General features: G+C 43.2%; 21 protein-coding genes and 1 pseudogene. 15 read left to right on the forward strand and 7 right to left on the reverse strand.

Features of this window, described 5'->3' with window-relative positions; translation table 11 throughout:
- Positions 1 to 117: 117 nt before the first annotated feature.
- Positions 118 to 1,140, reverse strand: coding sequence for an AraC family transcriptional regulator (locus CWI32_RS11135; protein ID WP_213064371.1), 1,023 nt, complete (start codon positions 1,138 to 1,140; stop codon positions 118 to 120).
- Between the two features lie 137 nt (positions 1,141 to 1,277).
- Between CWI32_RS11135 and CWI32_RS11140 the strand changes: the two genes are divergently transcribed.
- The 3 genes from CWI32_RS11140 (at position 1,278) to CWI32_RS11150 (ending at position 5,345) form a co-directional block, all read left to right on the forward strand.
- Positions 1,278 to 2,048, forward strand: a complete 771-nt coding sequence (locus CWI32_RS11140) for a 3-hydroxyacyl-CoA dehydrogenase (protein ID WP_005097220.1) — start codon at positions 1,278 to 1,280, stop codon at positions 2,046 to 2,048.
- Positions 2,049 to 2,295: 247 nt separating this feature from the next.
- Positions 2,296 to 3,426, forward strand: a complete 1,131-nt coding sequence (locus CWI32_RS11145; RefSeq protein ID WP_100535300.1) for an acyl-CoA dehydrogenase family protein — start codon at positions 2,296 to 2,298, stop codon at positions 3,424 to 3,426.
- 272 nt (positions 3,427 to 3,698) lie between these two features.
- Positions 3,699 to 5,345, forward strand: coding sequence for an AMP-binding protein (locus CWI32_RS11150; protein ID WP_100535301.1), 1,647 nt, complete (start codon positions 3,699 to 3,701; stop codon positions 5,343 to 5,345).
- Positions 5,346 to 5,600: 255 nt separating this feature from the next.
- On the opposite strand, the gene CWI32_RS11155 is transcribed toward CWI32_RS11150, so the two are convergent.
- The gene (locus tag CWI32_RS11155) at positions 5,601 to 6,131 is read right to left on the reverse strand and encodes a pyridoxamine 5'-phosphate oxidase family protein (protein WP_100535302.1); all 531 of its coding nucleotides are present in this window, start codon (positions 6,129 to 6,131) and stop codon (positions 5,601 to 5,603) included.
- 480 nt (positions 6,132 to 6,611) lie between these two features.
- Between CWI32_RS11155 and CWI32_RS11160 the strand changes: the two genes are divergently transcribed.
- The 4 genes from CWI32_RS11160 to CWI32_RS11175 all read left to right on the forward strand — a co-directional run bounded on the left by CWI32_RS11160 (position 6,612) and on the right by CWI32_RS11175 (position 9,644).
- Complete coding sequence (locus CWI32_RS11160; RefSeq protein ID WP_100535303.1) at positions 6,612 to 7,382, forward strand: HesA/MoeB/ThiF family protein; 771 nt, start codon at positions 6,612 to 6,614, stop codon at positions 7,380 to 7,382.
- A gap of 58 nt (positions 7,383 to 7,440) precedes the next feature.
- On the forward strand, positions 7,441 to 8,739 hold the full coding sequence (locus tag CWI32_RS11165) for an ABC1 kinase family protein (protein WP_100535304.1): 1,299 nt from the start codon (positions 7,441 to 7,443) through the stop codon (positions 8,737 to 8,739).
- 130 nt (positions 8,740 to 8,869) lie between these two features.
- Positions 8,870 to 9,250 (forward strand): dihydroneopterin aldolase, encoded by a 381-nt coding sequence (folB, locus tag CWI32_RS11170; RefSeq protein WP_004645388.1) that lies wholly within the window; start codon positions 8,870 to 8,872, stop codon positions 9,248 to 9,250.
- Positions 9,207 to 9,644 (forward strand): 2-amino-4-hydroxy-6-hydroxymethyldihydropteridine diphosphokinase, encoded by a 438-nt coding sequence (locus CWI32_RS11175; RefSeq protein ID WP_100535305.1) that lies wholly within the window; start codon positions 9,207 to 9,209, stop codon positions 9,642 to 9,644. Before folB ends, CWI32_RS11175 begins: the two co-directional genes overlap by 44 nt.
- Before the next feature lie 597 nt (positions 9,645 to 10,241).
- Here CWI32_RS11175 and CWI32_RS11180 read toward each other — a convergent pair.
- Positions 10,242 to 10,943, reverse strand: coding sequence for a VIT1/CCC1 transporter family protein (locus CWI32_RS11180; protein ID WP_005097209.1), 702 nt, complete (start codon positions 10,941 to 10,943; stop codon positions 10,242 to 10,244).
- A 277-nt stretch (positions 10,944 to 11,220) separates the two neighbouring features.
- On the opposite strand from CWI32_RS11180, the gene CWI32_RS11185 reads away from it, so the two are divergent.
- A complete protein-coding gene (locus tag CWI32_RS11185; protein WP_100535306.1) occupies positions 11,221 to 11,922 on the forward strand; it encodes a DUF1003 domain-containing protein in 702 nt (233 codons plus the stop codon).
- 142 nt (positions 11,923 to 12,064) lie between these two features.
- On the opposite strand, the gene coq7 is transcribed toward CWI32_RS11185, so the two are convergent.
- Together coq7 and CWI32_RS11195 are read right to left on the reverse strand one after the other, a co-directional pair.
- Entirely contained in the window at positions 12,065 to 12,700 is a 636-nt protein-coding gene (gene coq7, locus CWI32_RS11190; RefSeq protein ID WP_100535307.1) for a 2-polyprenyl-3-methyl-6-methoxy-1,4-benzoquinone monooxygenase, read from the reverse strand.
- A 3-nt stretch (positions 12,701 to 12,703) separates the two neighbouring features.
- Positions 12,704 to 14,023: an MFS transporter gene (locus CWI32_RS11195; protein WP_100535308.1), complete on the reverse strand. Its 1,320-nt coding sequence runs from the start codon at positions 14,021 to 14,023 to the stop codon at positions 12,704 to 12,706.
- 174 nt (positions 14,024 to 14,197) lie between these two features.
- Here CWI32_RS11195 and CWI32_RS11200 point away from each other — a divergent pair, with 174 nt between their 5' ends.
- From CWI32_RS11200 to CWI32_RS11215, 4 genes are all read left to right on the forward strand, one after another.
- Positions 14,198 to 16,954, forward strand: coding sequence for an autotransporter assembly complex protein TamA (locus CWI32_RS11200; RefSeq protein ID WP_100535309.1), 2,757 nt, complete (start codon positions 14,198 to 14,200; stop codon positions 16,952 to 16,954).
- A gap of 36 nt (positions 16,955 to 16,990) precedes the next feature.
- The gene (locus tag CWI32_RS11205; RefSeq protein WP_100535310.1) at positions 16,991 to 21,514 is read left to right on the forward strand and encodes a translocation/assembly module TamB domain-containing protein; all 4,524 of its coding nucleotides are present in this window, start codon (positions 16,991 to 16,993) and stop codon (positions 21,512 to 21,514) included.
- A 335-nt stretch (positions 21,515 to 21,849) separates the two neighbouring features.
- Positions 21,850 to 22,050 (forward strand): hypothetical protein, encoded by a 201-nt coding sequence (locus tag CWI32_RS11210; protein WP_005097200.1) that lies wholly within the window; start codon positions 21,850 to 21,852, stop codon positions 22,048 to 22,050.
- A gap of 313 nt (positions 22,051 to 22,363) precedes the next feature.
- The gene (locus tag CWI32_RS11215; protein WP_005097198.1) at positions 22,364 to 22,567 is read left to right on the forward strand and encodes a hypothetical protein; all 204 of its coding nucleotides are present in this window, start codon (positions 22,364 to 22,366) and stop codon (positions 22,565 to 22,567) included.
- Positions 22,568 to 22,655: 88 nt separating this feature from the next.
- On the opposite strand, the gene xseB is transcribed toward CWI32_RS11215, so the two are convergent.
- Positions 22,656 to 22,850 (reverse strand): exodeoxyribonuclease VII small subunit, encoded by a 195-nt coding sequence (gene xseB / locus CWI32_RS11220; RefSeq protein ID WP_005170556.1) that lies wholly within the window; start codon positions 22,848 to 22,850, stop codon positions 22,656 to 22,658.
- Positions 22,840 to 24,103, reverse strand: a pseudogene (xseA, locus tag CWI32_RS11225) (exodeoxyribonuclease VII large subunit). Before xseA ends, xseB begins: the two are co-directional and overlap by 11 nt.
- Before the next feature lie 350 nt (positions 24,104 to 24,453).
- Between xseA and CWI32_RS11230 the strand changes: the two are divergent.
- The 3 genes from CWI32_RS11230 (at position 24,454) to CWI32_RS11240 (ending at position 25,849) form a co-directional block, all read left to right on the forward strand.
- A complete protein-coding gene (locus CWI32_RS11230) occupies positions 24,454 to 24,888 on the forward strand; it encodes an I78 family peptidase inhibitor (protein ID WP_100535311.1) in 435 nt (144 codons plus the stop codon).
- Between the two features lie 113 nt (positions 24,889 to 25,001).
- Positions 25,002 to 25,361 (forward strand): hypothetical protein, encoded by a 360-nt coding sequence (locus CWI32_RS11235; protein ID WP_100535312.1) that lies wholly within the window; start codon positions 25,002 to 25,004, stop codon positions 25,359 to 25,361.
- A 218-nt stretch (positions 25,362 to 25,579) separates the two neighbouring features.
- Positions 25,580 to 25,849 (forward strand): hypothetical protein, encoded by a 270-nt coding sequence (locus CWI32_RS11240; protein WP_005097192.1) that lies wholly within the window; start codon positions 25,580 to 25,582, stop codon positions 25,847 to 25,849.
- Positions 25,850 to 26,020: the final 171 nt, after the last annotated feature.

Consider the following 26,020-nt stretch of genomic DNA (forward strand, 5'->3'; position numbering starts at 1 on the left):
ACTGTGTAGTCCTGCTAATATATGCTGCAGGGCTTGAAATTTATAATCACAGTAAAAATATGAACTTAAGTTTCAATAAAATTTTATTAATATTTTTTAAGTATCAATTTATATAAATTATCTAATATTATTTTGACGATAAGCTCCCGGACTGACTCCAGTCCATTTCTTAAAGGCACGATGAAAGGCGCTGGATTCCTGGAAGTTGAGCTGGTCACTGATGTCTTGCAAGCTTTGCTCAGTACGCGTCAATAATTCGATTGCGGTATCCCGGCGTATTTCATTTTTTAATTGCTGGTAGCTGACCCCTTCGCTTTTTAAACGCCGTTGTATGGTCGCCTCGGACATATTCATTTTTGAGGCAAGATCATTCAGTTCTAGCCATTCTGACGGTGAAACTTGCAGAAGCTGTCTGCGAATCTGGGTGCTGAGTGCATAAGGATTTTTAAAACGCACCAATAAATTGTGAGGCGTTTGTTGAATAAACTGATACCAGGATTGAGCATCCTGCTTAATCGGCAGTTGCAGATAGCTTGCATCAAACTGCACATAGTTTTCATTGGCCTGATATTCAATCTGTTCACAAAAACGGACTTTATAATCAAAATCATCGAGTGGTGCAGGACATTTTAATTGAATCTGATTCAGCAAAATCCGTTGTCCACTTAACCAGCAGATCAAGGTATGAATCAGCATCAGATAGGTCGCATAACTAAACATGCGTTTTGTAGATTTTAAATCATAAATCACGATATAGGCATAGTGTTCCTCAACGAGAAGCGTGCTTTGCAGATCGTCCAGAATCAAGTTGAGAAATTGCAAAATGTGTTGTAGCGCCCTTTCTAGTGTATCTGCCTGCATAAGCATTTTTGAAAGCAATTTAAAGCTGCCACGGCGCATGGCATGACTGTCCATGCCAAAAAATTCGTCATTCATGCTGTCTGCAAGCACTGTCCATAATTGAGCAAACTGGCTCACCGACACGCGCGCTTTAGGTGCATTGAGTACTTCGGCTGGAATATTGGCTTTTTTTAGAATAGTAGAGATATCAAATTCTAATCGTTTGGCATCGAGCAAGGCTTCCTTGACCAAGTCGATCGAAATAGTCCCTTTGCTATATTCCAGTGCAGGCTTATGCATGTTCAGTGTGACATCCTCATTTTTATTGTCCAAATACCTCAGGCAAGATGCAATATTTGGAAATTGTACAGAATAAAAACTCTGTTTACTCTGCATATTAAGTCGTATCTCAAATAGAAAATTATCAGGGAAGAAATATGAAAATTCAGGGAAAAGTCGTTGTGATTACCGGGGGAGCATCGGGTTTGGGTGCAGCGACAGCCACGCATCTGGTTGCACACGGTGCCAAAGTGATTCTGGTCGATATGAATCAGGAGCAGGGTGAGGCATTACAGCAACAACTGGGTGAGCAGGCTGAATTTGTACAGCTGGATGTCACCGATGAGCAGGCCGTAGAAACGTTCTTTGCACATGTCGAAAATGCGTATGCTCAACTGAATGGTTTGATCAACTGCGCAGGTATTGCACCTTCTGCCAAAGTGCTGGGGCGTAACGGTATTCATGAATTGGCGATGTTCCAAAAAGTGCTGAATATTAACGTGAATGGCACATTTAATATGCTACGTCATGCAGCGGCGTTAATTGCAAAATATGAACTGCAATCTGGTGAAGAAGAGCGTGGCGTGATTGTAAATACCGCTTCGGTCGCCGCTTATGATGGTCAAATTGGCCAGACCGCTTATGCTGCTTCCAAAGGTGCAGTGGTGGCGATGACTTTACCTTTGGCTCGTGAACTGGCACGTGAAGCCATTCGAGTGATGACCATCGCCCCGGGCATTATGGAAACCCCGATGCTAAAAGGTATGCCGCAAAATGTTCAGGATGCTTTGGGACAAATGGTGCCATTCCCATCACGTTTGGCTAAACCTCAGGAATTTGCCCAGCTGGTGGGGCATATTTTTGAAAATAGCTATTTAAATGGTGAAGTGATTCGTCTGGATGGCGCGATTCGCATGCAGCCTAAATAAGTCTTCGATTTATATAGGACATGATGATTTGCACAGCTGCCAGTTTCTCATTGAATTTAAATGACTTTGTTTAAGCATGCATTTTCTTTTGAAGGATCAAAAGAAACAAAAACCCTTTGCGAAACTGAAGATACATCCCTGTATCTCAGTTTCGCAGGCGACATCCATGCCGCCTTAACTGACGTTCCAACGATCTCAATAGTAAAAAGCTTGAAGTAAATAAAATAGATATAGAAAGGGAAGTTCAATGATTTTAAATGATGAACAAAAAATGATTCAGGACATGATGCGCAATTATTCGCAGCAGAAACTGAAACCAACAGCGGCCTTACGCGATAAAACAGCACAATTTCCTGCACAAGAACTCAAAGAACTGGGTGAGCTTGGCGCACTGGGTATGACCGTTGCTGAAGAATGGGGCGGTGCAGGTCTGGATTATGTTTCTCTGGTTTTGGCACTTGAGGAAATTGCCGCAGGAGATGGGGCAATTTCGACTATTATTAGTGTGCAGAATTCTTTGCCTTGTGGGATTACCCAGCGTTATGGCACCGAAGCACAGAAACAGCAGTATTTAACTAAACTGGCCACCGGTGAATGGCTGGGTTGTTTCTGCTTGACAGAACCTCAGGCCGGTTCAGATGCCAGTTCTTTAGAATGTAGGGCCGAACGTGATGGCGATGAATGGGTACTTAATGGCACCAAGCAGTTTATTACCACGGGCAAACATGCACAGATCGCATTAGTCTTTGCTGTGACAGATAAATTGGCAGGGAAAAAAGGCATTTCATGTTTTCTGGTACCGACCGATGCACCGGGTTATATCGTGTCACGCCTAGAGGAGAAAATGGGTCAGCATTGTTCCGATACCGCGACGATTGTTCTGGATAACTGCCGGATTCCGGTGGAAAACCTGCTGGGTCAGGAAGGTGAAGGCTACAAAATTGCCTTGTCCAATCTTGAATCTGGTCGTATTGGTATTGCAGCACAATCAGTCGGGATGGCTCGGGCTGCGCTGGATGCAGCGGTGGAATATGCCAATGAACGTAAAGCCTTTGGTGTAGAAATTGTGCAGCATCAGGCAGTGGCTTTCAGGCTGGCAGATATGGCGACACAAATTGAAGCGGCACGTCAGCTGACCTTGCATGCGGCAACTTTAAAAGATGCTGGTTTAGCCTGCTTAAAAGAAGCCTCAATGGCAAAACTGTTTGCATCAACCATTGCAGAACGGGTCTGTTCCGATGCGATTCAGATTCATGGTGGCTACGGTTATGTCTCTGATTTTCCAGTAGAGCGTATTTACCGTGATGTGCGCGTGAGCCAAATTTATGAAGGTGCATCGGATATTCAACGTTTGGTGATTGCGCGTGAAGTCTGTTAACGTTGATTTTGATTAAAAATAGACTTTGGTCGATGTTCAAATCTGGCATTTCGGTTGATGGATATGGAAATTGCCAGGATCAAGCAACCCTGATTAGCTAAAGACAGACAGTACGCAGAAGATAAATAAAGCAGCATGATTCATGTCTTAGTCATCAGGCATGAATTAGATGTGAAGAAACTATGCTGATGGAATCAGCAGGAACAACAACGATAAGTGGACACACTCAGGCAAGGTCGCCTGAAAAATACAACAGGATAGAGGTTGTCGTCATGAAGACACTAGAACAAGCATATGTTGATTTCAATTTTGAAAATATGGTTCAGGAACATCTGGCTGGAAATGCAGAGTCCATCAATGCCTATACTGAATGTTGTGGACGTTACCTTGGCCAAAACCGAACCGCACTGATCTGGGAAGGCAAAAATGGTCAAACAGAGCAGTGGACATTTGAACAATTGGCAACTGCTTCAGGACAGCTGGCCAATTATATGCATTCTCTGGGTTTAAAAGCAGGAGATTGTATAGCTGGACTACTGCCAAGAACACCTGCACTCTTAATTACTATTTTGGCCACCTGGCGGATCGGTGCTATCTATCAGCCTTTGTTCACTGCCTTTGAAAGTAAAGCAATTGAGCATCGTATGAGTACAGCCGCTACTCAACTGATTGTCACCGATCAAGAGCAGCGCTTGAAACTGCATGATCTGAATATTCCAAATATTCTGACCGTACATCAGGCAGTGGCAGATCATTATCCGGATGCTGACTTTTGGACCGAGTTAAAGCAGCAGTCAGAAGAGTTTGAGCCAGTGAGTGGCCAATTTAATGATATTTTTCTGATGATGTTTACTTCAGGCACCACAGGCTTGGCAAAATCGGTTCCTGTACCTTTAAAAGCGTTGTTGGCCTTTAAAGGCTATATGCTGCACGCCGTAGATCTGCGAGAAGAAGATTCCTTCTGGAATCTGGCCGACCCAGGTTGGGCCTATGGACTATATTATGGCATTGCGGGCCCGCTCAGTTTAGGTCATAGCATCATTATGGATGAACGTGGATTTAGCGTCGATAATGCTGTACATATCATTGAGAAATATAAAGTCAGTAACCTGACTGGCTCGCCAACTGCATTCCGGATGTTCTTTGGCTTTAAAGAAAAATTTGATGCAGGCATCAGTTCGCATTTGCGTGTGGTCAGTAGTGCAGGTGAACCGCTTACGCCTGAAGTGATCCAGTGGTTCAATCATGATTTAAATGTGAATATTTATGATCAATATGGACAGACTGAACTCGGTATGGTGATCGCCAATCATCATGGCTTGGAGCATCATAAAAAAGTGGGTTCAGCTGGATTTGCGATTCCGGGGCATCGCTTTGCGGTATTGAACGCAGAACATCAGGAAGTCGAAAAAGGCGGGATTGGAATCTTGGCAATTGACTGTTCGGCTTCACCCTTGATGTGGTTTAAAGGCTATGCCGGTCATAATCGAAAGTCTTTTGTCGGGCAGTATTATTTAACCGGTGACACTGTAAAACTGAATGAATATGGCGGTATTGATTTTATTGGGCGTGCGGACGATGTCATTACAACTTCGGGCTATCGTGTAGGGCCTTTTGATGTGGAAAGTACCTTGCTGGAATGTGAAGAAGTGCTTGAATCTGCAGTCGTCGGTAAACCAGATCCAGAACGAACAGAAATTGTAAAAGCCTTTGTGGTACTTAAATTAGCCTATCCAGCCACTGAGGAACTCATGCTGAAGCTGCAAAGCTATGTGCGTTCACGCCTATCCAAGCATGCCTACCCAAAAGAGATTGAATTTGTCGAGTGTTTACCTAAAACGTCGAGTGGAAAAATTCAGCGAAATTTACTCAAACAGCAGGAAATTGCCAAACTTCAAGAAATCAAACAAGTTAGTTAGTTTTTAAAATTAATCTGTTAAGTAAGTGTCAAAAGGCTGCCATGGCAGCCTGTGGTTTTTTGACAAAATACAGCATTTTCTAGTTAAATTTTAAGTTAGAAATAGGACTGATTTTTACAAGATTTTATTTTCAAAAGTACGAATTAAATTAAGCGAAATACATGGTTGATGTAATTACATTGAAATTATGACAAGGTTTAAGATTAAATATATCAAAAATTTAGCCTCTTAATCTTAAGAGGCTAAATGTATCCATTACCAAATATTGGTTTGTAAATTTACTTTTTGGTGTTCCGCATGTGGCTCACCCGCTTCACCGGTAACGCCACCTTTTAAAGCTTTAAAGAGCTGGGTGACTTTGTTGTCGGTCACATTCCAGTATTCAGCGCTGACCGCTTCAGCAATCAGTACCCGTACAGTCGGATCATCCTTGCCTTCAAACCAGTTTTCAGCCCAGGGATTCCATAATTGCTCAATCAAGATGCGGTCAGTACTGATCTGAGCATGTGCACTAATCGACACATAAATACCATCTGATGGTTTTGCAAAAGACAGACCAATCTGACCACGGCCTGTTTCTGCTGCTTTGACCAGATCATTGGTATTACGCAGGATGAAATATAAGTTTTGACGTTCATTCATCTGCTCGGAGTTCAGCATGGTCATCGGCTGGGAGTGGATTTCATGTGTGTCGGTTAAATGGCTGATCATGGTATAACGAACATCCTTGATCAATTCCCATAATTTTTCACGATTATCATGTTGAGTATTGTTATGCTCGGTCATGTATGTTCTCCATACGATTTTATGAAAGCTGAAAAAATTGCTTGGTATTTTCAGATTAATCATATTTAGAGACAGATGCCTGAGGTCTCACTGAACTCATACATTTTTATACGCAAATGCAGGCAGAGACTACAGAATCGCTAAACAAGGCAACTTAATGTACAGGGTAATTTAATAGCAAAGATTTTAATAACAGCAGGTCTGACGCCTTTTATAAACTGGAGAGCCATTTGCCGGAACTGTTTAATTGAGGTGATTCAAAAAAATCATGCCAAGCTCTAGTGGCTGCAGCTTGATACCGAGCGTTTAGCTGATATGCTATTTGGCTCAGCGATGGCCAAACCATTTATTGATGTGCTGTGAATTGACTGTGAAATTGATCTTCCAAAGATTTTTAGCCTTTAGAAACATCAGTAAAGCCAATTTTGCGATCATTGTTAAAAATTTTCGAAACAAGGAAAGACGTTGTCTACATTTAATATGGATGCCATATCCCCAGAATTCGAACTCACCGATGCTGAATTACATTTGTATAGCCGTCAGATTCTCTTAGATGACTGGGATATTGACGCTCAAGAACGGTTAAAATTTTCTAATGTCTGCATTGTTGGTTGTGGTGGAATTGGCTGTGCACTGGCAGAACTTTTGGCACGTGCCGGTGTAGGAAAAATTACCCTAATCGATCCAGATACGATCGAGATGAGCAATTTACAGCGACAACTTGCATTTACACCGCAGGATCTTGGACTTTACAAAGCAGAAATTCTGGCGAAACGACTGGGCCAAATTAATCCAAACGTACAGGTTGAATATATTAATCAGGCCTTAACGGCTGAAAATGCAGTCAGTGTGATTCGGCATCAGGACTTGGTGCTGGATGGTTGCGACCAGTTTGCGACACGTTATCTGGTTAATCAGCGCTGTGTAGAACTGAATGTACCTTTGTTGAGTGCCTCGGCGATTGGCCTGCAAGGGCAACTTTTTATGCTCGAAGGGGATTCGGCCTGCTATGCCTGCCTGTTCCCACCCGAAAACCAGGCTGATGAAAGTCTACGCTGTGCAAACTCCGGTGTACTGGCGACCACGCCTAACGTGATGGCCAGCTTGCAAGCCCATCATGCCTTGTTATATCTGGGTTTGGGATTGATGCCACTCAGACAAAAACTGCTGTTATGGGATGGATTGAGTTTTAAGCAGCGGATTCTCGCTTTCGAAAAAGATACAGATTGTCCGATCTGTCAGGCAAGATAAGCCTGCAAATTAATATTTTTTTGCTACACTGCATGTAATTAATTTTTCCTAAGACATTATGAAAAACAATATCTGGTTAGATGGAATACGTTCAGTTGCCCGCATGGGAGAAACAGCGGTCGTTGCGGCAAAGGCGGGCTTTAAATATGCTACTGAAAAGCCAAGCAATGCCAAACTCATGCGGGAGACTTTTGAATCTCTGGGTTCAACTTATATCAAGCTGGGGCAGTTTATTGCCAGTACGCCGTCTCTATTTCCGCGTGAATATGTAGAAGAATTTCAGGGCTGTCTGGATCAGACTCCACGCTTACCGTTCAGTTATATCCAGCAAGTGTTGGCTTCTGAATTTGCAGGACGCAATCTGGATGAAATCTTTGCATCGATTGATGAAACGCCGTTAGCTTCTGCATCTATTGCACAGGTGCATGCAGCCAAACTGGTGTCTGGCGAAGATGTCGTGATTAAGGTACAAAAACCGGGTGTGGAAACCATTTTATACACCGATTTAAATGTACTGCACTGGGCGACCAAAGTGCTGGAAAAAGCAGTACCAAAAGTCAAGTTTGCGTCACTGGCCGACATTGTCGAAGAAATCAAAACCCGTATGGTGCGTGAAGTCGATTTTATCGAAGAAGCCCAGAATCTGGATGATTTTGTTAATTACCTGAATATCACCAACAATCAGGCAGCGACTGCACCGAAGGTTTATCATCAATATTCGACCCGTCGTGTGCTCACCATGCAGCGTTTATACGGTGTGCCTTTGACAGATTTTGAAGTGGTTAAAAAGGTATCCAAAGATCCATCTCAAGTACTCATCACTGCGATGAATACTTGGTTTGGCAGCTTGATGATGTGTAACAGTTTTCATGCCGATTTGCATGCAGGCAACCTGATGCTGCTCGAAGATGGCCGTGTCGGTTTTATTGATTTCGGTATTGTCGGTCAGCTCAAGCCTGAGGTATGGACGGCATGTATGGCATTTATGGATTCATTGCAACATACCAATTATGAGCTGATGGCGCAAAACATGCTGAAAATGGGCATGACCGCTGTGCAGATTGATACCAAAGTCTTGGCTGCTGATCTGGAACGTTTATTTAGTGGTGTATTGATGGCAGATCCACAGGAACTGCTCACTTCAAATCCTGCTGACCTGAACGATATCATGATGGATATGGTGGCTGTGGGTGAACGTCATGGGATTCGGTTCCCGCGTGACTTTGCCTTGCTGTTCAAGCAAATGTTGTATTTCGACCGTTTCATGCGAATTCTGGCGCCGTATACCGATATCTATGCCGATCAGCGTTTGCAAATGGTGCAGAGCATGGATCCGAATCTGCTGTTAAAGCATTAATCTTAAACCCATCTAGACTTGGAAAAATCCCCCTAAATCCCCCTTTTTTTAAAGGGGGACTTTAAAAGCTCCTCCCTTTGAAGAGGAGCTTGAGAGGGATGTGGTCAGTATTAAATTCTCGAGCAATCTAATGGACGCCATTATTATTGAAGGTTTAAAGGTTGAGACAGTCGTGGGCTGCTTTAACTGGGAGCGTCAAATTATTCAGCCTCTAATGCTGGATTTGACCATTCAAACCGATTTAGAACAGGCATCAAACTCAGATGCACTTGCAGATACGCTGAATTATGCAGAAATTTGTGAGATTTCCAGCAAAGTCATTCAAGACGCCAAGCCTGAATTGATTGAACATGCAGCAAAGTTAGTGCTGAATGCACTTTTTACTACCTTTACAGCAATTGAATCGATTAATATTACGATCCGTAAGCCTGCCATTATCGCGCAAGCCAATTCTGTAGGGATACGTCTTGAACGCCACCGAAACGATTTTCGCCCTAGCATTAGCGAGTAATTGTCATCCTCAGCAACATTTTCAAGCTGCACAGCAACGTATTTCCGAATGGGGGGAAGTTCAGTTTTCTCCCATTTATATGATTCCTTGCCGTGATGGCATCGGCGCCGATTACTGGAATGCAGCGTGTTTATTGCGAAGTTCGGTATCTAGTGAAGACATGATTGAGTTGCTTAAACAGCTGGAACAGGCATCAGGGCGAGCACGTCCATCACATCAGATTACTTTGGATGTTGATTTAATTGCCTGGGGCCCGGATCTTGGACATATGCAGTTTAATGAAAAAAAATTGCCTTTGGCTCTGGATGTGAAAGTGCCCATGTTTGATATCTGGCATGATGCCATGTTTGAACATGGATCACATAGTTTCCCAACAGTTGAACAGCTGATTTAAATCGAATCACATGATTTTCTGCTAATACAATTTATCCAGTAAGAATAATTAACCAGCCTGATCAAGCAATATCAGGCTTTTTTATGATGCAGTTTTTTGTTTTTATATGAAAAGAAAAATTCAGATAAGATGGCTCAGGTGGAGTTTAGGAATCATTTAAAAATGAAAATATTGGAAATTGTGGTTTCGGTGATTTTAATCCTTGGGATCCTTTATGTGATCCAATGGGGATTTCATGGTTTTCCGACAGGGAATTAATATTTGATTGATTTAAAGCTCTGGAATTTATTTTAAGCTCGATAAAAAACCTCAAAGTAGCAAGAAATGAATCATCGCTATTTCACTTTTTCTTGTTATAAAAAATGATCAGCAATACGATAATGATCGCCAAGATGGCAAGAATGATCGTAGTTTCCATAACAATACCTCTCAGACATAGATCTTAAGGTTTAAGCGTCTAAATTAAAACTGAACGTAAATTAAAATAAACTCAAGTTTTGTTAGAGCCGTTAGTTTTTCGAAAAAACATTTTTCAGTGATGTTAATAGAAGAACCGCTCAATCCTATTCTGTATTTAACTAAAAAATAAACCCATATTTAGGCAACAGACACATTAAATAATGATCCGATCCACGCACTGAATAACATGGCGATAATTCCCCAGAGCATCACCCGAACTGCACCTCTCCAGACGCTCACTCCACCGGCATAGCTCGCCAGTGCACCCATCATCCCCAAACTTAAAACGCCAATCAGCATGACGCCTTTATCCAGATAGTGTTCCGGTAGAATCATGATTGAAATTAAAGGAAATAATGAACCTACCGTAAATGCCATAGCCGAAGAAAATGCAGCGAGAAAGGGCTGAGCCGAGGTATGTGCTGAAATACCAATTTCATCCCGGGCATGGGCATCCAAGGCATTATGGTCGGTCAACTGTTCAGCGACCTGTTGTGCCAAAGCGGGTTCCAGACCTCGTTGTATATAAATCGTTTTGAGCTCATTTAATTCATGGGTGGGATGGCGTTGCAGTTCGCGCTCTTCCATGAGTAGATCATTGGTTTCAATATCTTGCTGGGATTTTACTGAAATATATTCACCGGCCGCCATTGATGCGGCGCCAGAAATCAATCCGGCAACACAGGTCACCAATAAAATTTCAGTGGATGCTCCACTGGCTGCGATACCCACCACCAGACTGGTGACCGAAATAATCCCGTCATTTGCCCCCAGTACAGCTGCACGAAGCCAGCCCGCACGTTCGATATAATGTTTTTCAAGATGGTATGAATGGCGCACAATGAAGCCCTTTTTTATTATCATTATGATTATAGTAAATTTAAGTCATGTATAGATAGTAGGATTGAATCGATCTGAAAATTACCTTGAATGATCAGATCATAGTGCGCTTGGTTAAGTATTTTATCAATCCAAAATAAAACCGAGGTGAAATTCATTTATTCAAAAGACCAGACGGACTTGATATATAATTGATATCCAAGGGATCAAACTTATTTAATAAAAACAATTATATAAAAATTATAGCTGAGTGAGCTGGTTTAAAAAGAGAATTATCATGAAAGAAAAAAATGAGAGCCATAAATGTTTGGTGTGCGGCAAGCACTTTCTTCTGAAAGATCTTACTCCGATGGGAACGGTCAGAAAAGTCATTACTGAAGAGATTGGCAAGGATATTCCAGTCTGGACGCCGCAAGATTATATTTGTCAGACAGATCTAACCCGCTATCGCATGCAGTATGTACATTCATTATTAAGTTTGGAAAAGGGTGAGGTCACAGATCTTGAGTTTGAAGTGATTGATAGCATGCATCAGCATGAACTGATCACCAAAAATGTGGAAACGACCTTAGAGCAAAAGTGGACCTTGGGAGAAAGGCTCGCCGATAAAATTGCAACTTTTGGTGGAAGCTGGACCTTTTTGATTTGTTTTGCAATTTTCTTGGGTCTGTGGATTATGATAAATACTGTGGTGATGGTGACACGACCTGCTGATCCTTATCCATTTATTCTGTTGAATTTAATCCTTTCGTGTCTTGCGGCGATTCAAGCACCTATTATTATGATGAGCCAGAACAGACAGGAAGCAAAAGACCGCTTACGTTCGCAAAATGATTATCAGATTAATTTAAAAGCTGAACTGGAAATTCAGCATTTACATGAAAAACTCGATCATCTATTAATGCATCAATGGGAACGGTTGGCGCAAATACAGGAAATCCAGCTAGATTTACTCTCGGAAATGAGCAAGAAGTATTGAAATGAAAAGCTGTGGTATTTCTCATATTTTATATGGATTGTAAATAAAGGATGATCGCATATCTTTAGCGAATAAATTTAGATCAAAATTTGAGACACATTAAAAAGCCCACAATGCGTGGGCTGAGATCGGATCGATCTTTTTAAATAAAATAACTGGTCTTGGTCATGAGTTTGGAAATAGCTGTCATGGTGATTTTGACCGGAGCAGGCAGATCTACACCGCCTGCCTTCAACGCTGTATCCCGATGATGCAGCTCATCTTCGTTCATCTGTTCCAGAATACGGCGAGAACGCTCATCTTGCAGCGGCAACTGACTGATATGATGCTGCAAATGCATGCTCACCTGACGTTCAGTTTCTGCGACAAAACCCAGACTGTATTTATCACCGGCAATTCCGGCCAGCGCGCCCATACCAAAGGACAGGCCGTACCAGACCGGATTGAGCAGACTGGTATGGCTATCCAGTTCTTTCAAGCGGTCTTCACACCAGGCCAGATGATCCTGCTCCTCAATCGCTGCCTGTTCCATTTCACGACGCACATTCGGAAGTTTTGCCGTCATGGCCTGACCATGATAGAGCGCCTGTGCACACACTTCACCACTATGATTGACCCGCATCAAACCTGCCACATGACGGGCATCGCTCACCGTCAATTGTGTTTCTACCGGTTGGGCTGGATTTTCACGTTGTGCCGATGTCGTGCCCGGGACGAGACTGCGTAATGCCTGATCAAAAGAATGAATCAGCTTGTCGACACCTGTATATTGACGCATGAATTAATCCTCCAAGGGTGTTTTCGCGGTTTTGATCATGGGTTTGAGTCGGAAAAGCAGCCATAGGGTAAACAGGCCGCTCAACACTGCGGTAATACAAAAAAGTACTTTAAGATCAAGCTCTAAAATACTTAAAATAATAATCGAAAATATAGCAGAAGATACCATGAAAACGGCATTCAGAATGTTATTTGCTGCAACCACACGCGCACGATGTGAGCGGGGAGAATGCGCCTGCATCATGGCATAAAGCGGTACGATATAAAAACCGCCACTAATCCCGAGTAAGGTCACTGCCAGCATCACATGGTAATAACTCCAGCCTTGCTGAAACACATCAGCCAGACCGATTAATTCACCGGTACGTGCTGGAACAAAGGCCAGACTCGCGGCCAGATATAGGGCAAAGATCACCAGACCGATTGCGCCAAAAGGCACCATCTTGATATTGACCTTGCTGCCGCCAATTTTACGGCATAAATATGAACCTAGCCCGATTCCGACAGAAAAGAAAGTTAAGAGCAGGCTGGCAACATTTTCAGAGGCATGCAGATTTTGCAAGGTCAGTTGAGGGATTTGAGTCAGATAGGTTGCGCCGTAAAACCAGTACCATGAGTTGCCCAATAAAATGGTAAAGACTAATGGCAAACCCTGGGCATATTTTAATGTTTGCAAGCTGGTACGGAAAAAATTCCAGTCAATTTGCAGTTCTGGCGCAGGGATATTCTGTTTGAGAATATAACGACTCGATCCATAACCAATCAGGGCGATCACAACGACTGTTAAACTGATCCAGATCAGATTACCAGAAGATGCAGCAATGACCGCACCACCCAGAATCATACCGAATAAAATTGCCAGCGATGTTCCGGACTGAAACAGGGCATTGCCAGACATCAGCTCATTGGGTTTTAGCACTTCCGGTAAAATGGCATATTTGATTGGGCCAAAGAAGGTGGACTGGGTTCCCATCAGGAACAAGGCAAATAACAGAATCCAGAGGTTGCCAAGCAGGAAACCCACCGTTCCCAACAACATAATCACAATTTCCAGAATCTTTAAATAGCGAATCAGCTGTGAACGTTCGTATTTATCGGCAATTTGTCCGGCGGTGGCTGAAAAAATAAAATAAGGCAGGATAAACAGCAAAGCAGCCAGATTATTCAAGGTGCTGATGCTGGCCGATTGTTGCTGAATCCAGCCGTAGGTGATGACTAGGAGTAACGCTTGTTTAAATACATTATCGTTTAATGCACCAAAAAACTGCGTCAGAAACATCGGTAAAAAGCGCCGAGAAGCTAACAAATGTTCATTTTTGTTCATATAGAGCGTGCTACATTAAGTTTTATTAAGAAATGTCAGTTATGCGTAAACATTGAGAAAAATCATGTAAGATACTTTCAGCCATGTAAAGGTAAAAACCAATCAATTAAGCTCTTTAGCTTATATTTTTCGGTCAAATAATCAATTAAAGAATGTATTCGTTTCGAGTTTGCCATGCCTGCAAAGAAAAAATTTAAAAAAACGATGCTTCATCGCAGTATGGGGTCGCTTATACCACTTCAGAGTGGGACACAGCTGTGTATGAGCATTTTTTTTATGATGTTATCCCATCAGAGCATGGCACAAACCGAACAGCCTGAAACACCTGTGGCCATTTCTCAGGCAGAAATGGTAGATGAACTGTCCAAAGAAGCGATGCGACAGGGACTGGTCACATCTGAAAATGAAGCCACCGAAAAAATTGAAGAAGCGATACAGCCGGAAGCATCTGTCGACAGCATGTTGATGCTGGAGCAACAGCAAAATGCAGGCTCCGGTCTGGACGTATTTACACCGATCCAGTTCGATGATCTGGAAGAGCTGCCGATCCAGTCCATTGACCAGAACATGGCGAATGAAATTTATCGTGAGGCCGAGCAAGCCAAGCAGGAAGCACAAAATTATCGCAATACCCAGACCGCTGAAACAGTCGTAGCAGATATCAGTCAGCAAGAGTTACTTGAAATCAATCAGGCACCTGTAAATGTCGACCAGTTGATGCAATCGATTCAGGCAGACAGCCAGATTATTGTACAAAATAATGAAGCCGGCATGACTTTGCCAGAAGTAACGGGGCCACTTGTTGCTGAAGATGAGAAACGTCCCAATATTTTTAAACGACTATTTTATAAAATCCGTCCGCCACGTCAGATCATGACCGCGAGAGTTCCGCGAATTAGTGCGGATGTGGTGATTATGAACGGCGAAGGTATTGCGCAAAGCAATGGTATGCTGAATCGTAGAGCTGAGCCTGAAGGCTATCTGAATTTAAGAAATAATGTCAAAGCCAAACTGTCCAGTTTTACCCAGGAGTCTTTTGGCGACTTTAATTCCGCTTTGCCACAACTGCGAACCTTGTCCCGACAGGCGGCACAGGCAGTCGGTTATTACAATGCCCAGTTCAGGTTTGAAAAAATCTCTGATAGTCGCGTTCGGGTTTTTGTCACCCCGAATGAACCTGTGCTGATCACTACACAAAATCTGGAATTTAGCGGAGCGGGTGCGGAACAGCCGCAATTCCAGGTCATCAGTCTTTTGCCTGAGCAGGAAGAGGGCGATATTTTCAATCACGGCAATTATGAACAGACCAAACAACGGATTAATACTGCCGCCAATAACAACGGTTATTTTGATTCATACTGGCGCTTGCATGATGTCAAGATTGCACAGCCACAAAATACGGCCGATGTAAATTTACGTTTCGAGACAGGCGAGCGTTACAAGTTGGGCAATGTCGAGTTTAGAATGAGTGATCCTGAAAAGGAATTTCCGCTGGATCGTGATGTACTCGAAAGTCTGGTCACCTGGAAAGATGGTGCAGACTATACCTTCTGGCGAGTGAATAGCCTGGCCAATAACCTGACCAACTCGCGCTATTTTAACTATACCCTGGTGGATGCAATTCGCCCTGATCCGGTTGACAGGGAGCTGGAGCTGGCACCGGATATTCAAAGCCTGATAGAAGAACAGAAACTTTCTGAAGATCAGGCGACTGCGACACAGCCTGATCGCTCAGTGGCATCTGCTAAAGAAGTCACTCAAAATGTCGTCGATGAAGACCAGTTTGCCGGTAGCCGCGATCAGGAAAATCCAAATTTAAGAAGCTTGCGGGTCGAGCAGCAGACCAAAGAAAATGAGCAGGAGCGTTTAAAGGCACAAGCGCGGGAAGAGAAGAAAGTTCCAGTGATTGTGACTTTAAATGCAGACCGTTTAAACAGTGCTGAACTGGGTCTGGGTTATGGAACAGATACCAATATCCGTCTACGTGGTCAGTACCGCCGCGCCATTGTAAATAAGCGCGGACATTCTTTTGATGCCAACCTCGAGTTGTCCGGTATCCGGCAGTCCATCGATGGTCGTTATAACATTCCTTATCACCATCCGCTGAATGATTATGTCAGTATTGTCGGTGGTTATGAGCGCGAAGAACGTGATGGCGTGGCTCAAGGTGAAGGTCTGCAAATTGAATCGGCAGTGCTGGGTGTAGACCGGATTATTAAAAACCCGCTGGGTAACTGGCAGCGTACTTTTGGAGCGCGTTACCGTCTGGATCGCTTGAAGCAGAATGGTTCTGTTGATTTTAACCAGATTCCGGAAGCGTTTCGCTTTAATACCGAAGATGAACAGCAGTCGTTACTGGTCGGTTATGAAGTTTCACGTACCGATACCGATCGTCGGGTCAATCCGACCAAGGGTTTCAAGCAGACCTACAAAGTCGAGCTGGGTAGTGAGGTGTTATTGTCTGATGCAGATATGGCGATTGTAAATGCAGGCTGGCGTTTTATCTATTCATTGGGTGAAAATGCAGATCATCAGTTTGTTGGACGTGCCGATGCCGGTTATATCTTCACTGAAGATTTTGCCAAAGTGCCGTATAACCTGAGATATTTCACCGGTGGTGACCAGAGCATTCGTGGTTTTGATTACAAGAGTCTTTCTCCGGAAATTGAAGGCTTTAAAGTCGGTGGTCAGGCCTTAGGGGTTGCTTCCTTAGAGTATAACTATCAGTTTAGGGAAGGCTGGCGTGCTGCGGTTTTTGCAGATGCCGGAAATGCTTATAATAAAGAGTTCAGTAATCCGACCGAATATGGTGCGGGTGTGGGGATACGTTGGGCCTCACCGATTGGACCGATTCGTATCGATGTGGCGACTGGATTGTCTGATGACAATCACCCAATTCGTCTGCATTTCTTTATTGGTTCGCAGTTATAAAACATCATTTTTTTAAAATAGTTATTTGGGTACATCATGGTCGAGAACCAACCACAGCCAGAACAACAACCACAAGATAGCGTTGTGCCGAAAAAGCGCCGTATATTGAGAAGTATCCTGTTGTCGGTACTTTTCTCACTCATTTTCCTGCTCTCTGTGCTGGCGCTGCTGTTTTCGACCAATCAGGGCAGTAAGTTCCTGCTAGATCAGGTATTACAACGCCAGCAAATTATTCATTATGAATATGAAGGCGGAAATTTATGGCGTGGAATTATTCTTAAAAATGTGCTGGTCAGCCTGAAACCGGTCGATGTCAAAATTGATCGTGCTGATGTAAAACTGGGCTGGCGGGCGATCATCAAAAAAGAAATTCATCTGAATGAAGCAGATGTCCGTAACCTGCAAATTATTAATAAAACTCCGTCTAGCAGCGAACCTTTCAAGTTCAATGCCATCCGTTTGCCTTTTGTGCTGCGCGTCGATCATCTGCTGCTTGATCATCTGGTGATTAAAACCCAAACCACGGCAGTTGATTTTTATAATATCGAATTAAATGATGCGCTCTGGTCTGGTACCGAATTAAACTTTGAAGATTCCCGCATGGATATGGGTTATCTCTCGGTGCGTGAAGCGACGGGTAAAATGCAGTTTGAAGGCAAATATCCACTGGATGCCCGCGCAATCGTCAATCTGCCTTCTTTAAGAGACAGCTTGAATATTCATGATATTCAGGTTCGGGCGCGTGGCACGCTGGATACGATTCAGGCAGGCGTAGCGACCAATACACCCGATTTATTAACCGGTTGGGCCATCGTACATCCAATGCGGCCCCAGGTGCCGATGCGTGGCGAGTTAAAATTTAAGGATTATAACTGGCCGATTCTGACTGAGCAGAAACTGTTTACGAAAGACGGGATTGCCGAGTTCAATGGAGATATCGATCGTCTGGACTTGAACGTCCGTACCGACCTGATCGGTGAAAATATTCCACAAGGCCAGTATAACGCGGTGATGTATACCGATCTGGTCAATCAGCTCAATATTACCGATCTGAATGGCCAGCTGATGAAAGGTGCGGTTAGCCTTGCCGGGACAGTGGGCTGGAACGAACAGGTAAGCTGGGATCTGAACGGACGATTAAACGGAATTGATCCTAAGCATGAACGTATCCCGCAAGTCGTACAAGACTTTTTACCACCTAGCCTGGATGGCAATATTGCCTCAAAAGGCAATCTGGAAAATGGCCTGCATCTGACGGCGCTGGTAGATTTTGACCGTTATGAAACTTGGAATATCAAACTGGATCAGAATCCGGTTAAAGACAATAAAGCACAACCGATTCTTCTGGATGTTGCCTGGCAAAATATCGACCGCGCCGTACCCTATGTCGGCTGGCTCAGCAGTCAGTCTGGCGATGTGAAACTGGCACTGGTCGAAGGCCAGCAGAATATTCATGTGGCAACCAAAGTCGAACAGCACGAACAAGGTCTTCTGCCAGCAGGCATGTATCAGGCCAAACTGGATCTGAAAAATAATATTCTAAATGTGCCGAGCTTCAATTATAGCGCCAATGCACAGGCAGGTAGCTTAAGCGGTCATGCGCGAATTGAACTGCCACAAGAAAAACGCCAGTTGAAATGGACTGCATTATTAAACGCCAAGGACTTAAATACCCGAAGTCTGGCTGCGGCTTCACCGATAGACCGTTTAAATGGCCAGATCAAGGCCAATGGCTATGCACAACCCAATCAGCAGATTATTAAACTGTCTAATGTAGACCTGACTGGGCGCCTGGCAGAACAGAACGAAACAGTACGTCTGACCGGTAACAGTACCATTGCTTTATTATTCCATAATGAAAAAGCCGGCGGTGGTTTTAGAGGCTATGCAGTCAATTATGATGGGGCTTTAAATGCCAGTCAGTTGCAAGCCAGTCAGGGAATCCTGAAACTGCGTGTTTCAGGTACACCAGAAGTATTGAGAGTCAATGAATTGCGTCATGATGGTATCGCTGGCAAGATTAATGCCAATGGTCTGGTGAATCTGGCAAATGGTATTGGCTGGGATATTAACGCTTCATTAATCCGCTTTAAGCCGCAATATTTTAATGCCAACCTGAAAGGCGAGTTGTCGGGCAATGTAAAAACCCAAGGGGTTTGGTCAGATGCCTTAAAACGCATTCAGATCCAGCGTTTGAATCTGGCCGGTATGTTAAATAACAAGCCGGTACGAGGCACAGGTAATTTATCAGTCATTATTAATTCAAATCAGCGTGGTTTTGTCCCAGAGCAGTTTGAAGCCAATAACCTGTTCCTGTCTTATGCCAGCAACCAGATTCAGGCCACTGGCAATGCGCAGAATCTGCAACTCAAAGTCAACGCACCAGCATTGTATGAGTTATATCCGGGCTTAAGAGGTCGTGCACAGGGCTATATCAATATGCAGGCGCAGCCACGTTTGCAGGCTTCGGCAAATCTTTCGATTGATAATTTTGCCTTTAAAAACCTGATGAGTGTGCAAAAAATTCGTGTCCGCGGACAGTTGCCAACATCGCAAAGCACACCAACTTTATTGACCGCGACAATGGATCGCTTGCGTAGCGGTTCACGGGAAATTGTACGCGGGGAAATATCACTTGCCGGTACTCGTGCGGCGCATATCCTTAAAGTTCAGGCAGAAAATAAACTGTCAAAATTCTTTGTGCAGCTGGCCGGTGGCTTTAATGCACAAAATAACTGGCTGGGTCAGATTCAAAAAGGTGATTTTGACTCTTTGCGTGCTCATTTAGTACAGCGTCAAAATGCGGCAGTGATTTATAATGCGGCCCAGTCTGATCTGTTTGTCGGTGCACATTGCTGGATGAGTCAGCAAAGCCAGTTGTGTTTTGATCAACCGATTCGGGTCAATAAAACCCGTGGCAGCGTATCCTTTGTGACCCAAAACCTGGATCTGGATGATTTCAGTGCATTCCTGCCTGAAGGGCTGGCATTGACCGGTAAAGTGAACGGTTATGCCAAGGCAGCCTGGGCGCAAGGTGCTAAACCAAAAATCGATGCGCGTCTGGTCACCCGAAGTGGTGTGGTCGGCTTATCTTCGGAAGACCCGGATTATTTAGGTTCTACCCTAAAATATGATGAAGTGGGTCTGGTGGCAAAAAGTGTCGCAGAAGGCTTACAAGTTCGACTGGATGTAAAAACTCCGGATATCGGGACAGGGTATGCCAATGTCATTATTGATCCATATCGGGACAGTAAACCGATGCGTGGCGAAATTGCCTTTAATCAGGTGCAGCTTAAAGTCTTTAAACCCTTTATTCAGGACATCCGTAATCTGGATGGCACCTTGTCCTATGCCGGAAAAGTGAGTGGAACCTTAACTGATCCTTTGCTGGAAGGTGAGGTTCGAGTCAAAGATGCTTCGATCAGCATGATCTCCTTGCCGGTGAATCTGACCAATGTGCAGTTGTATTCATCGATACGTCAGAATTCTGCCAGTATTAATGGTGCATTTAACAGTGGTCGTGGCGTGGGTAAATTGACCGGTTCAGTCGACTGGAAAGGTGATCCGCGAGTACAGTTAAAACTGCAAGGTGAAAATCTGCTGATTCGTCAGGCACCTTTAATTACTGCCGTGGTTACGCCCGATTTAACCTTGGACATGTATCCATTCAATAAAAAGCTGAGTCTAAGTGGTACGGTTGATGTGCCACGTGCACTAATTTCTATGCCTGAAGCCTCAGAACCTGTGGTCGGACTTTCTTCAGATGTACGTGTGGTGCGTGAAGGTGATGACCAGCTGGCTATTCTCAAATCGGCCCGTCCTTGGGATATTCGGGCTGATGTGGCGGTTTCTCTGGGTAATCAAGTGATATTTCAGGGCTTTGATAGCCGTATTCCGCTATTGGGCCGGGTCAATCTGTCACAGCGGGGTCTGGAAACTGCGATGCGTGCCAATGGTGCGATCGGGGTATCACAGCGGGTGAAAATCGAAGCTTATGGTCAGAGTCTGGATCTGAACCGTGCCATTGCCCGTTTTAATGGTGAGTTGACCAATCCGACGCTGGATGTTGATGCCAATAAGTCGGTTCAGGGAAGTACGGTCGGGGTACGGGTGACGGGCACTGCTTCAAGTTCAAATATTCAGATTTATAATGATGCTGGCTTGTCAGAGCAGGAAGCTTTAAATGCCTTGATTACTGGTCGTATCAACGAAGGTGCATCCGGTTTAAGTCAGGCTGAAGGATTCAGATCTGATGTGAATAATACCATTGCCGCAGCAGGTATCAGTCTGGGCCTGGGTGGAACCCGCGCGCTCACCAACCAGATTGGACGGACGTTTGGCTTGAGTGGTTTGGCACTAGATGCACAAGGAACAGGGGATGATACCCAGGTGTCGGTGACCGGCTATATTACCCCTGATTTATATCTTCGTTATGGTGTTGGGGTGTTTACCCCGGTGAACAAGCTGACTTTACGTTATCAGGTGAATCAGCGTCTTTACTTGGAAGCGAGTCAGTCCTTAGAACGTGCAATTGACTTGTTCTATAACTGGCGTTTCTAATCATAAGGACAGATAAATATTTTTAAATGATTGCTAGATTTCATTAGATATCTTTAATTGATCAAAAAATGTTCAATTTATTCATATTTAAATAGATGCTGAAAATACCCTCATCCTTCTGGGATGAGAAGCACTGCTTCGCAAGAGGATGAGGGTATTTTATTTATAATGATTAAAAAATGACTTATCAAAGAACGCTAGTATCTATTGATATGTATCTGGCTTGAAAACCGCAATATAGACCCGGTTACACAAATGATCATGCTTGACCCTTGAATGAAACGATCAAATGTTTGAGCATGATATTTTCTGGGTTATAGAAGTGATGGATCGCCATGATAGATGAAGAAAAGCCGTTAAACTTCGATGATGACAATGAGCCTCAAGATTTCGAAGATGAAGAGTTTATCGATGATAAGAAAGAGGATGAGCTGTACAACACGATTACCAAAGATGGTTCAAGTGTTGATCCTGCAGATGATGGCACGCGGCATATTCGCCCTGAAGATGGTAATCCCATAGAAGTTGAAGAGTAAAGAAAAAAGTCCAATTCAATATTGGGCTTTTTATGTTCGTGATTTTCTTTGTCATGAAGTACAGTGCTTTGGGTATACACCTGTAGAAGCAATGAATATCAGAATTTAAGCGCAATGGGCTGCAAAAAAGTTGTGAAATATGGCTGAAATTATGTTTCTGTTACATCCTTAAGAAAAATGAATGAAGCAATAAATCAGCGCTAAAATATAAAAAATCAATCAAATCAGATCATAATAAATTGAAAATCAATAAAGCCTTAATAAAATTAGGTGTATATTGAAAGTACAATTTCACTCATCAGAGTATGTTCGCATGGCGACTAAATTTATAATCCGTTTTGCAATGATTCTATTCGCTGTACTTATTTTGACTGCGCTTTCGATTCAATTTTTCTTTGATCCAGAAGTGACTGTGGTTTTATGGATCTTCGCTGTACCCTTTATTCTGGGGGTGCCAATTTTAGCCTCTGTCGTATTGGCAAGTAATGAGGAACTGGATATTCATAGCGTAAATTAAATTGAAAAAAGCCCTCATTTTTTGAGGGTTTTTTATGATATAAAGATGCTTAAATAGCCTAAGCTACTCAACTAGAGTCATTCAATCACTAATCTTTAAATGTGTCATTTAGCGCACTTTGCACCGCTTCAACACGTGCCTTGCAGGCTTTATAGGCGCTCATGGATTCTTCCACGATTTTCATCAGATTATCAATGTCCGGTTCTTGCTGAGATTCGAGCAATTCCGCATTCTTTTTCAAGATGTCATAGCCTTGCTGGAAGCTTAAAGTATCATGAGTCATGGGGAAGTACCTGTATAAGTTGTGCTGAAAAAATGCCATCCTGCAGTTCTACCTGAACCGGATCGCTGGGCTGAATCTGGTTGATAGAACCCACCACATGTTCTTGCTGACGTACGATGGCATAACCTTTCGATAAAACATGTCGTGGGTTTTGCAATAGCGTTTCCCGCATCAGGGCATCTAGCTGCTGATTGATTAGTTGGGTATGTTGCTGAGCCAGACTGGAGGTATTGGCCTTGATCTGTTGCAGACGTTGCAGGGCATCCATAATTTGGCTGTTGGCCAGACTTTGAATGAGTTTTAAGAATTGATCATTCTGATTTTGGTAGGCCTGAATTTGCTGTTGAGATAAACGCTGAATCCGCTGTAAATAATTCAAGACATCTTGTGTGAGTTCGACTATATGATTGCGAATTCCGGCGATGACTTTACTCGGAGTATCAAAGGAGCGATGCGCAATCTCATCCAGAATGGTGTGGTCTTTTTCATGTCCGATGCCCACCCAAATCGGAACCGAGCGTTTACAGAGCAGGGCAGCCAGATCATAATCATTTAAATAAGCCAGATCATTGACTGCTCCGCCACCCCGAATAATGACGATTAAATCTGGCGCAGTGTCATAGGTTTTCGCCCATTGTTTCAGAGCTTGTGCCAGACTCTGCATAATGCTTTGCGGGGCAGAATTTCCCTGAAAAGTCGCAGTGTGATAGATAAACTCGCAAACTTGCGCACGATGTAGTGCATCGGCATCTTTTCTGAAATCTCCGAGACCTGCTGCGTTTTCGGGAGCAATCACTAAAATTCGGTTCAAATCAAAAGGGCTGGGCAGGTTTCTATTACGCTGAATCAGCGCTTAGCCTGTCAATAATCTGCTGATAACGCCGGGCAATATCACCCAAGGTATAACCCGAGTCAATCTCGACGATATTTAAAGAAAAACCATATTGTGGATCAAAATTGGCTTGGACTTTAATCAGAACTTTGAGATCACGACTTAATTCAATCCCGCTTTCACGTTCAAATTGAGTGACAATTTTCTGGGCGCTAAATTTCCAGATGGTGGCTCGGCAACTGGCAATGACCTGATCGCTATCAGCCTCTTTTTCTGCCAGTTCCAGATAATAATGACCTGCTTTGGTACTAAGGTTGCGAATCTCAGCTTTGACCCATACCGGCGTATCGAAAGTGAGTTTGACCGCTTCCTGAACTGTCGCAAGATATTCCTTGAGGGAGAGTTGGAGATCGTCTGTCATGCCAGTATAAAGTTTAAAATTCAATCAAATAGTAAATCAATCTGCTCAAGATCACAAATCTAAAAATGCAGTCACTTAAACTTTATGTAATGACATTGTGTTGATGATGGAATGAAGAATCACTTCATTGAGAACGTTAAATTCGTATTCGTTTCAATTTAAACAGATTCCCTGCATCTCTATCTTCATCAATCAAATAGTTGGCAAGATAGCAATACTGAATTTAGCAATACTTTTATTATTAAACCTTATTGAAGGTATTTGATTAACAATGTACACAGACTTGTGCCTGGCAAGGACAAGGAAATATGCTAAATTGGTGAAGAATTATTGAAGAAGAATAGGCTCTCATGAAAAAAACAATGCTGTTCGGTTTGCTGGCTGTCGCTCTAAGTGCATGTACCACCACGCCGCAATCTGAGACGGAAGCTCCTAAAATAGGTTCAGCGAATCCTGCAAGCGCTTATTGTGTCAATCAGGGTGGCAAGCTTGAGATTCGTACTGAAAGCAATGGTCAGGTCGGATATTGCCATTTAAAAAATGGTCAGGTGGTCGAGGAGTGGGAATTACTGCACATGAATCAACCTAAATGTATTGCTGATCAGGCGGCAGCATTGGTGGGTCAGTCCAATTTGACTGAAGCGCAAATCAAGCAGAAAACCAAGGCACAAATTGTACGTATGGTCGAGCCGGGTCAAGCGGTGACGATGGATTATCGCGAAGAACGGGTGACTGTAACCGTAGATCCTGCAAGCAAAAAGATTATCCAGGCTTCATGCGGTTAATCACACAAAATGAAAAAGCCCATGAGTGGGCTTTTTTTAATTCCATACAACTGGCATTTTGAAATGACAAATCTTCCCCGATCTTTTATATTGCCCCTCGGAAGGAGAAATTCATGAAAAAGTTATTGGCTTTATCGTTTATGCTGGCGCTGGCCGGTTGTGCCGAGAAGAAACCCTTAACCCCTGAAGAGCAGTGGCAAGGTTATTGTCGAAGTGTCGGTAATGCGGCGCGTACCATTATGCTGGATCGTCAGAACGCGATTGAGAAAGAAAAAGCAATCGAGCATGCCAACAAGATCGATGATGAAACCACCAAAGGTTTTATTCTGAACATTATTGATGAAGTCTACGCACTTCCAGCCGAAGAGATTAAGGCAGATGTAAAAGCAGCCCGTGAAAAAGTCCGCGCTGAGTTTACTGAAAAATGTATTGCCACGCCGCATGATGAATTACCAGATTACAAACCGTTCTAGGGAACGGTTTTTTTTAATGGCTGAATCGGGCATAATGCAGCATCTCTTTTAAAAAAAACTATCAACCCGAATAAAAGACAAAAAAACATCTAATGAATAATAGAAATAGCCTAAGCGAAATGTACACTTTGTGACAATTTCTAAATCTAAAATATAGAAATACTTATCTTTATATTGAATAATGAATTTAACTCCAATTACCCGAGGAGTAACACAATATGCAAGTCGTCAGATATTTACATCATTCTGATCTGCTCTTAGAAGATGAACATGGTGTAGTCATTATTGCTGGTAGTCGCTATGTCCTGAGCGTAGGCGACAAAGTATTTTTAAAGAAGGTGCTAGAACAAGAAAAAAAGCTGTATCAGGTGGATATTTCCTTTGCCAGCAATAATCACAGCACGATGTGTGAAGATGAATGTGTGGTGAAATTCAAAGGCTGCCGGGATTCATATCAGCAATATTTAAACTCGACCACTGTACACTAAGGTGGAGTATCTTTTTAACTTCAAATCAGGCAACATCATGGTTGCCTTTTTTATGCATTAAATTCAGTTAAAAGGGCCTGCTCATAGGCTTGTTTCTTGAGATCTGATCTAAAAGTGATTATTGAATAATCATTAAGAGCATCATTTAGTTATAAAATAACGAGCATCACA

Origin of the sequence: Acinetobacter pseudolwoffii, from assembly GCF_002803605.1 — a bacterium.
GTDB lineage: Bacteria > Pseudomonadota > Gammaproteobacteria > Pseudomonadales > Moraxellaceae > Acinetobacter > Acinetobacter pseudolwoffii.